General features: G+C 69.7%; 3 protein-coding genes, 1 tRNA gene and 1 rRNA gene. 1 reads left to right on the forward strand and 4 read right to left on the reverse strand.

Going from position 1 to position 9669, the window contains the following annotated elements:
* Nucleotides 1–6 precede the first annotated feature (6 nt).
* Both ACIRB4_RS28085 and ACIRB4_RS28090 read right to left on the reverse strand, forming a co-directional pair.
* Nucleotides 7–681: a response regulator gene (locus tag ACIRB4_RS28085; RefSeq protein WP_356895573.1), complete on the reverse strand. Its 675-nt coding sequence runs from the start codon at nt 679–681 to the stop codon at nt 7–9.
* Between the two features lie 286 nt (nt 682–967).
* Nucleotides 968–6460 (reverse strand): HAMP domain-containing protein, encoded by a 5493-nt coding sequence (locus tag ACIRB4_RS28090; protein ID WP_403294995.1) that lies wholly within the window; start codon nt 6458–6460, stop codon nt 968–970.
* 268 nt (nt 6461–6728) lie between these two features.
* Here ACIRB4_RS28090 and ACIRB4_RS28095 point away from each other — a divergent pair, with 268 nt between their 5' ends.
* Complete coding sequence (locus ACIRB4_RS28095) at nt 6729–9380, forward strand: SpoIIE family protein phosphatase (RefSeq protein ID WP_403294996.1); 2652 nt, start codon at nt 6729–6731, stop codon at nt 9378–9380.
* 118 nt (nt 9381–9498) lie between these two features.
* On the opposite strand, the gene ACIRB4_RS28100 is transcribed toward ACIRB4_RS28095, so the two are convergent.
* Nucleotides 9499–9571: transfer RNA gene (locus ACIRB4_RS28100), tRNA-Thr, on the reverse strand.
* Between the two features lie 5 nt (nt 9572–9576).
* A 5S ribosomal RNA gene (rrf, locus tag ACIRB4_RS28105) occupies nt 9577–9669 on the reverse strand; the annotation flags it as partial.

Raw genomic sequence — 9669 nt, forward strand, 5'->3', positions numbered from 1 at the left:
CACGGGTCAGTTCTGCGCGGGCAGGGTGGGCGCGCCGCCAGTGCCCGGCTCCAGCGCGTCGAGGGCGCGCCGCAACCCGGTGAGCTTGCGCTCCAGATGGGCGGCGGTGGCGACGGCCGCGGCGTCGGCGGATTCGTCGTCGAGCTGCTTGGACAGCGCCTCCGCCTGCTCCTCGACCGCGGCGAGACGGGCCGAGAGCTCGGCGAGCAGCCCCGCGGACTCCTTGGCGTGACCGCCGTGGCCCCCGCCCTCCAGCTGGAGCCGGAGCAGCGCGGCCTGCTCACGCAGCTGGCAGTTCTTCATGTACAGCTCGACGAAGACCGAGACCTTGGCGCGCAGCACCCACGGGTCGAACGGCTTGGAGATGTAGTCGACGGCGCCGGCGGCATAGCCGCGGAAGGTGTGGTGGGGGCCGTGGTTGATGGCGGTGAGGAAGATGATCGGGATGTCGCGGGTCCGCTCGCGCCGCTTGATGTGCGCGGCGGTCTCGAAGCCGTCCATTCCGGGCATCTGGACATCCAGCAGAATGACCGCGAAGTCGTCGGTCAGCAGCGCCTTGAGCGCTTCCTCCCCGGACGATGCCCGCACCAGCGTCTGATCGAGCGCGGAGAGAATGGCCTCCAGCGCCAGCAGATTCTCCGGCCGGTCATCGACCAGGAGGATCTTGGCCTTCTGCACCATGCCCCGTCCTCCTCGCCCCGGCATGGGCTCGCCCCGGCTCATCGAGCCGGGGGAAGCACCGGGCGCCGCCCCAGAAGACGACTCCCTTGCGCCGTCCGTCCTTGTGCCGGTCATGGTAGCCGCACCCCGCCTGTCGCCACACCCTGTCACCACGATGTCACTGTGCACGTAGCGGAAACGTGGTGGGAGACCAGAAGGTTCCCCCGATACCTCCCTCTCACACGCCTCTGGCGACAGTCCGTCAGCGGATCGATACCTCTCCGTTGCCTACGCGGGGAGACCGCCGTCACTCGCCCCGCATCCACTGCTCCATCACCGACAGCAGGTGATCGGGGTCGACCGGCTTGGTGACGTAGTCGGAGGCGCCCGACTCGATCGCCTTCTCCCGGTCGCCCTTCATCGCCTTCGCCGTGAGCGCGATGATCGGCAGGCCGGCGAACTGCGGCATCCGCCGGATCGCGGTCGTCGTCGCGTACCCGTCCATCTCCGGCATCATGATGTCCATCAGGACGACCGTCACATCGTCGTGCTGCTCCAGGACTTCGATGCCCTCGCGGCCGTTCTCCGCGTACAGCACCGCCAGACCGTGCTGCTCCAGGACGCTGGTCAGCGCGAAGACGTTGCGGATGTCGTCGTCCACGATCAGCACCTTCTCACCGCTGAAGGAGAAGGTGCGGCGCGGCGCGGTGTCCGCCCGCTCGTCGGCGGCCGCGGACTGGTCCGCACCGCTGGGCCGGCCGGGCTGGCCCGGCAACGACGGCCGGTCGTCGACCCCCGCCTGGACCGCCCTGCGCCGGTGCCGGAAGAGCGCCCCGGCCCCCGACCGCAGATCGGCCGCCATGGACGTGGACGAGGGCGGGAAGTGCCCCTCCTGGCCGCCGGCGCCGTCCTCGTACGCCGCCTGCGGATCCACCGCCCCGTCCTCGCCCTGCCCGTACCCGTTCGGGGACAGCTCGGGGTTCAGCGGCAGATACAGCGTGAACGTCGAACCGCGGCCCGGCTCGCTCGCCGCGTAGATCTCACCGCCCAGCAGACGGGCGATCTCCCGGCTGATCGAGAGCCCCAGACCCGTACCGCCGTACTTGCGGCTGGTCGTCCCGTCCGCCTGCTTGAACGCCTCGAAGATGACCCGCATCTTCCCGGCCGCGATGCCGATGCCCGTGTCGGTCACCGAGAACGCGATCAGCTCGGCCTCCGGGTCGCGCAGCGTCCCGGCCTCCAGGAGCTGCTCGCGGATCGACTGCGGCACATCCGTCCCGGCGGGCCGGATGACCAGCTCCACCGCGCCCGTGTCGGTGAACTTCACCGCGTTGGACAGCAGGTTGCGCAGCACCTGGAGCAGGCGCTGCTCGTCGGTGTGGAGCGTGGCGGGCAGTTCGGGCGAGACCCGGACCGCGAAGTCGAGCCCCTTCTCCGCCGTCAGCGGCCGGAACGTCGCCTCGACGTAGTCGACGAGCTGGACCAGCGCGATACGGGTCGGGGAGACGTCCATCTTGCCCGCCTCGACCTTGGACAGGTCGAGGATGTCGTTGATCAGCTGAAGCAGGTCCGAGCCGGCGCCGTGGATCGTCTCGGCGAACTCCACTTGCTTGGGCGAGAGATTGGCGTCGGCGTTGTCGGCGAGCAACTTGGCCAGGATCAGAAGCGAGTTGAGCGGAGTACGCAGCTCGTGCGACATGTTCGCCAGGAACTCCGACTTGTACCGCATCGAGACGGCGAGCTGTTCGGCACGCTCCTCCAGAACCTGCCGGGCCTCCTCGATCTCGGTGTTCTTCACCTCGATGTCCCGGTTCTGCCGGGCGAGCAGCTCCGCCTTCTCCTCCAGCTCCGCGTTGGAGCCCTGCAGCTCCTTCTGCCGGTGCTCCAGCTCGGCCGACCGCTCCCGCAGCTGCTCGGTCAGCTCCTGCGACTGCTTGAGCAGCACCTCGGTCTTGGTGTTGACACTGATCGTGTTGACGGTCGTCGCGATCAGCTCGGCGAGCTGGTTGAGGAAGTCCCGCTGGATCTGGGTGAACGGCTGGAAGGAGGCCAGCTCGATGACTCCGAGGACCTTCCCCTCGAAGAGGACTGGAAGCACGATCACATGCGCCGGGGCGGCCTCGCCGAGCCCGGAGGAGATCTTCAGATAGCCCGGCGGGACGTTGACCTGGATCGTCCGCTTCTCCTCGGCCGCGGTCCCGATCAGGGTCTCCCCGGGCCGGAAGGACGTCGGCATGGACCCGGCGGAGTAGCCGTAACTGCCGCGCATCCGCAGCTCGTACGAGCCCTCGCCCTCGCCGCCGATCTCGGCGCCGCCGTTCGCGGACCCGGTCGGCACCGCGACGAAGAACGCGCCGTGCTGGGCCGAGACGACCGGCGTCAGCTCGCTCATGATGAGCGAGGCGACGTCGTCCAGGTCACGCCGGCCCTGCATCAGACCGGAGATCCGGGCGAGGTTGCCCTTGAGCCAGTCCTGCTCCTCGTTGGCGAGGGTCGTGTCGCGCAGGTTGGCGATCATCGTGTTGATGTTGTCCTGGAGGGCCTGGATCTCGCCCGCCGCGTCCACGCCGTCGATCTTGAGGTTGAGGTCGCCCCGGGTCACCGCGGTCGCGACCGCCGCGATGGCTCGCACCTGCCGGGTCAGGTTCCCGGCCATCTCGTTCACCGACTCGGTGAGATCACGCCAGGTGCCGTCGACGTCCCGAACGCGCGCCTGGCCGCCGAGGATGCCCTCCGTACCCACCTCACGCGCCACGCGCGTGACCTCCTCGGCGAACGAGGACAGCTGGTCGACCATCGTGTTGATGGTGTTCTTCAACTCCTGGATCTCACCGCGCGCGTCGATGTCGATCTTCTTGGTGAGGTCGCCCTTGGCGATCGCGGTCGTGACCGCCGCGATCTGACGCACCTGACCCGTCAGGTTGGACGCCATCGAGTTCACCGACTCGGTCAGGTCCTTCCACGTGCCGGAGACGCCCGGAACCCGTGCCTGACCGCCCAGTTCGCCTTCCGTACCCACCTCGCGGGCGACTCGCGTCACCTCGTCCGCGAACGAGGACAGCGTCGTCACCATCGTGTTGACGGTGTCGGCGAGTTCGGCGACCTCGCCGCGCGCCTCCACCGTCACCTTCTTCGTCAGGTCGCCGTTGGCGACCGCCGACGAGACCCGGGAGATGTTCCGCACCTGACTCGTCAGGTTGTTGGCCATCAGGTTGACGTTGTCGCTCAGGTCCTTCCAGATGCCCGTGACCCCGCGCACCCGCGCCTGACCGCCGAGGATGCCCTCCGTACCCACCTCGCGGGCGACTCGCGTCACCTCGTCCGCGAAGTTGGACAGCTGGTCGACCATCGTGTTGACGGTCGTCACCAGCTCCAGGATCTCGCCCTTGGCGTCGACGGTGATCTTCTTCGACAGATCGCCCTTGGCGACCGCCGTGGTGACCTCGGCGATGTTGCGCACCTGCGAGGTCAGGTTGTTCGCCATGAAGTTCACGGACTGGGTGAGGTCCTTCCAGGTGCCGGAGACTCCCTGCACCTCGGCCTGACCGCCCAGGATGCCCTCCGTACCCACCTCACGGGCCACCCGGGTCACCTGCTCCGCGAAGCTGGAGAGCTGGTCCACCATCGTGTTGAGGGTGTTCTTCAGCTCCAGGATCTCCCCGCGCGCGTCCACGTCGATCTTCTGCGACAGGTCACCACGCGCCACGGCGGTGGCGACCTGCGCGATGTTACGGACCTGAGCGGTGAGGTTCCCGGCCATGCCGTTCACCGAGTCGGTCAGATCGCGCCACACACCCGCGACGCCCGGCACCTGCGCCTGACCGCCGAGCCGCCCGTCCGTGCCCACCTCGCGGGCCACCCGGGTCACCTGCTCGGCGAAGGCGGACAGCTGGTCCACCATCGTGTTGATGGTGTTCTTCAGCTCCAGGATCTCCCCGCGCGCGTCCACGTCGATCTTCTGCGACAGGTCACCACGCGCCACGGCCGTCGTGACCTGGGCGATCTGCCGCACCTGGGACGTCAGGTTGCCGGCCATGAAGTTGACGGAGTCGGTGAGCTCCTTCCACGTGCCGGAGACACCGTCGACCCGGGCCTGACCGCCCAGGCGGCCCTCCGTGCCCACGTCCCTGGCCATCCGCGTCACCTGGTCGGCGAAGGACGACAGCTGCGACACCATCGTGTTGACGGTGTTCTTCAGCTCCAGCATCTCGCCGGCCACGTCCACCGTGACCTTCTGCGACAGATCACCGTTGGCGACCGCCGTCGTCACCTGCGCGATGTCCCGGACCTGACCCGTCAGGTTGCGGAACGCGGTGTTCACCGAGTCCGTGAGGTCCTTCCACGTACCGGCCGCTCCTGGCACCTGCGCCTGACCGCCGAGCAGACCCTCCACGCCGACCTCACGCGCGACCCGGGTCACCTCGGAACCGAAGGCGGACAGCTGGTCCACCATCGTGTTGACGGTGTTCTTCAGCTCCAGCATCTCGCCGGCCACGTCCACCGTGACCTTCTGCGACAGATCACCGTTGGCGACCGCCGTCGTCACCTGCGCGATGTCCCGCACCTGCGTGGTGATGTTCCGGAAGACCGTGTTGACCGAATCGGTCAGGTCCTTCCACGTACCGGCCGCGCCGGGCACCTGCGCCTGACCACCGAGCAGCCCCTGCGCGCCGACCTCCCCCGAGACCCGGGTCACCTCGTCGGCGAAGGTGCGCAGCGTCTCGGTCATCTGGTTGATGGTGTCCGCGAGCTGCGCGACCTCGCCGCGCGCGCTCACGGTGACCTTCTGCGAGAGGTCGCCGTTGGCGACCGCCGTGGTCACCTCCGCGATCCCTCTCACCTGTGAGGTGAGATTCCCCGCCATCGTGTTGACGGAGTCCGTGAGGTCCTTCCACACACCCGCGACCCCGGCGACCTCCGCCTGGCCGCCCAGCTCACCCTCGGTACCCACCTCACGCGCGACCCGGGTCACCTCGGAGGAGAACGAGGACAGCTGGTCCACCATCGTGTTGACGGTGTTCTTCAGCTCCAGCATCTCGCCGGCCACGTGCGCCGTGACCTTCCGCGACAGATCGCCCTTCGCGACCGCCGTCGTCACGAGAGCAATGTCACGTACCTGAGCCGTCAGCCGGTACGCCATGGTGTTGACCGAATCCGTGAGATCCTTCCACGAACCGGACATACCGCGCACCTGCGCCTGACCGCCCAGCTTCCCCTCGGTACCGACCTCCAGGGCGACCCGCGTCACCTCGTCCGTGAACGCCGACAACTGGTCGACCAGGTTGTTCACGGTCCGCGCGACCTTCAGGAACTCCCCGCGCAGCGGCCGCGCCGCCCCGTCGGGACCGTCCGAACGCAAGTCCATACGCTGGTCGAGATCGCCCTCGGCGACCGCCGACAGCACCCGTCCCACCTCGGAGACCGGCCGCGTCATATCGTCGACCAGCGCGTTCGCGGCCTCGATCGCCGCCGCCCAGGCGCCCTCGCTGGCGCCCGCCTCCAGCCGCTCGGACAGCTTGCCCTCACGCCCCACCATGCGGCGGACCCGGGACAACTCGCCGGTCAGATGCATCTGCCGGTCGGCGACCTCGTTGAACACGGCGCAGATCTCCGCCATGACCCCGTCGCCGGACACCGTCAGCCGCTTGCGGAAATTCCCGTCCCGCATCGAGACCAGGGCCGCGAGCAGCCGCTCCATGGCCGCCGCGTCCACCTGCACCGTCCCACCGCTCCGGGACCGTCCGCCCTTCGCCCGCGTGCCGCTGCCGCTGCCGCGCCGCGCCGCCGTGCCAGACTCCACCGTGTCCCTCCCGAAGGGGTTGACCGTACTGCTCGGGCTGTCACCACAAGCCTGCCCAGTGTTTCACCGCAGCCGAACAAGGCCATAACAGTTCGGCAGCTTCGCATAACGTCCCCGTCCTCGGGGGACGGAAACAGCGGTGACCGGCATCCGCCCGGACAGTGAAGGTAAGTAACCTGGCATCCGGCTGTCCAACCGCCCCGGTCCGCCCGGCGGGGGCGGGGCGGCGCGAAGACGAGCACCGGGCAGCGGGAGGGGCAGACCGACCATGGCAGAGCCGGGCGTCGAGACGCGTACGAGGAGTTCTGTGATCACCGCGCGGGCGGCTGCCACTTTCGACCCCGTCGGGCGGTCCGTCGCGACCGCACGGGCCTTCGTCCGGGACACCCTCCAGGGCTGGGGTTACGCCGATGTCGTCGACGACGCCGTCGTCCTCACCAGCGAACTCGTCACCAACGCCGTCATCCACGCCGGCACCGCCGCCGACGTCCTGTGTCTGCGCAGCGAGCACGGCGTCCGCGTCGAAGTCGCCGACCGGTACCCCGAACGTGAGATTCCGCTCCAGGGCGGGCGCACGCTCGCCCACCCGGACCGGGAGAACGGCCGCGGGCTGCTGCTGTGCGCGGCCCTCGCCACCCGCTGGGGCGTCGAGTACACCCCCACGCGCAAGCACGTCTGGTTCCAGCTCGATCTCCCCGAGCGACCGGTCGGCACCCGCTCCGCGGGCCCGGTCCTCCCCGACGCCCTGCTGCCCGTGGCCGAGAGCCGGGTGCGCGTCGCCGTCGCCCAGATCGACCGCGGCGGCGCCATCACCGCCTGGAACGAGGACGCCGAGGAGCTCTTCGGGTACGCCGCCGAGAAGGTCACCGGCAAGCCGCTCGGCGATCTCGCCGCCTGGCCGCACACCCCGGGCATCGGCACGGGACTCGTCGAGGCGCTCCAACTCTCGCGTTGGGAGGGCAGCTACGGCATCCGCTGCGCCGACGGCCGGGTCATCCCCGTCTACGCCTCCCACCTCCGGGTCCGCGACGCCGAGGGCGAACCCTCGACGGTCTGCCTCCTGGTACGGGAGTACGAGCGGGCGGTTCTCCAGACCCCGCAGCGCCCCGCGGTCTCCGACTCCGGTGCCGACAACCGCTCCGCGGACCCCTTCGAGGTCTTCATCGGCTCGCCGGCCCCCGACGACCTCGACGGTCTGCTGCAGCGCACGGTGGAGCGCGCCCGCGACATGCTGGACGGCGACTCCGCCTTCCTGCTGCTCGCCACGGACGACGAGACCGAACTGGAGGTCCGGGCCACGACCGGCCTCCCCTCGGCCCGCCAGCGCTTCGCCAGGGTCCCCGTGGAGACCGGCGCCAGCCGCTACGGCTCCGCCCGGATGCCGGCCGTCCACGAGGACCTGGCCGCCGTCCCCGGCGCCGTCCCGCTCCTTGAAGGCACCGGCATGCGCTCGGTGGTCACGGTCCCCCTCAAGGTCGAGGGCCGCCTGACCGGTTCCCTCGGCGTGGCCGCCGAGAGCGCGAACCGCTACTCCAACGAAGAGGCCCTGCGCCTGCAGTTCGCCGCCGACCGTATCGCCCTCGCCGTCGAGTCGGCCCGCCTCGGCGAGCTCGAACGCCTCCGGCGCGGCTCCCTCAGCTTCCTGGTGGAGGCGTCCGACTTGCTGGCCGGCACCCTGGACCGGGATCAGACCCTGGCGCTCATGGCCCAGATGACCGTTCCGACGCTGGCCACCTGGTGCGCCGTCTACACCATCGCCGACCAGGCCTCAGATCCGTACCTCTCCTACGTCCTCCATGAGGACGAGGACCGTATCGACGGTCTGAAGGCCCTGCTGTCCTCCATCGCCCCACCGGACCCGGTGCCGACGCCCGGCGCCCGTGTCTGGGCCGCCCCGGCCCAGGCCGCCCACCGGGCCGCGCTCTCCACGTCGATGCGTGAACTGGGCGGTGCGGCGGGGCCGTTGTCGGCGGGCATCGACTCCACGCTGGCCACGGCCGCCGTGGTCGGCGGCGAGACCGTCGTGCTGCCGCTGGTGGCCCGTAACCGCGTCATCGGCATGCTGACGCTCGGCAAGCCCTCCGACGACCATTTCCGTCAGGAGATCCTGGAGCTGGCGGAGGACCTCTCCCGCCGGGCGGCGCTCGCCCTGGACAACGCGCGTCTCTACAGCGAACGCATGGCGATCAGCCAGTCCCTCCAGCGCAGTCTGCTGCCGCCGGGCCTGCCGGACATCCCGGGTGTCGAGGTGGACGTCATCTACCGCGCGGCCGGCGAGGGCAACGAGGTGGGCGGCGACTTCTACGACCTGTTCCCGATCCGCGACAACGCCTACGGCTTCGCCATCGGCGATGTCTGCGGTACGGGCCCGGAGGCCGCGGCGGTGACGGGCCTGGCCCGGCACGCCCTGCGCCTGCTGGCCCGCGAGGGTTTCGGCGGCCCGGCGGTCCTGGAGCGCCTCAACGCCGCGATCCTCGACGAGGGCGCCCGCAGCCGCTTCCTCACCCTGCTCTACGGCGAGCTCCGCCCGCAGGAGGACGGCTCGGCCCATCTCAAGGTCGTCTGCGCGGGCCACCCTCTGCCGTTGCGCCTGCGCCAGGACGGCACGGTCGTCCCGGCCGCCGACCCGCAGCCGCTGCTGGGTGTCCTGGAGGATCTGGAACTGTACGAGCAGACCATCACGCTGGATCCGGGCGACGTCCTGCTGTGCGTGACGGACGGCGTCACGGAACGCAGGGAGGGAACCCGGATGTTGGGCGACGACGGCCTGGCGGAGGTCCTGAAGACCTGTACGGGTCTGACGGCCGGCGCGGTGTCCGCCCGCATCCTCCGCGCGGTCGAGCGCTTCGCCCAGGAGCCGGCGTCGGACGACATGGCCATCCTGGCGATGCGTATCCCGGAGCCTTTCACCCGGGACTGAACTGCCCGTCGTGGGGGATCTGTCGGCTGGGTCCCCCCATGAGAGGCGGCTCGCACGAGCCCCGCCTTCCCCGGGAACGCAAAAAGGCCCCCGCCATGAGGCGGGGGCCTTTTCTCTGAGCCCTTTAACGGAATCGAACCGTTGACCTTCTCCTTACCATGGAGACGCTCTACCGACTGAGCTAAAAGGGCGGGTTGTTCGGCGGCGTCCTACTCTCCCACAGGGTCCCCCCTGCAGTACCATCGGCGCTGAAAGGCTTAGCTTCCGGGTTCGGAATGTAACCGGGCGT

Origin of the sequence: Streptomyces sp. NPDC093600 (assembly GCF_044764755.1) — a bacterium.
Classification (GTDB): domain Bacteria; phylum Actinomycetota; class Actinomycetes; order Streptomycetales; family Streptomycetaceae; genus Streptomyces.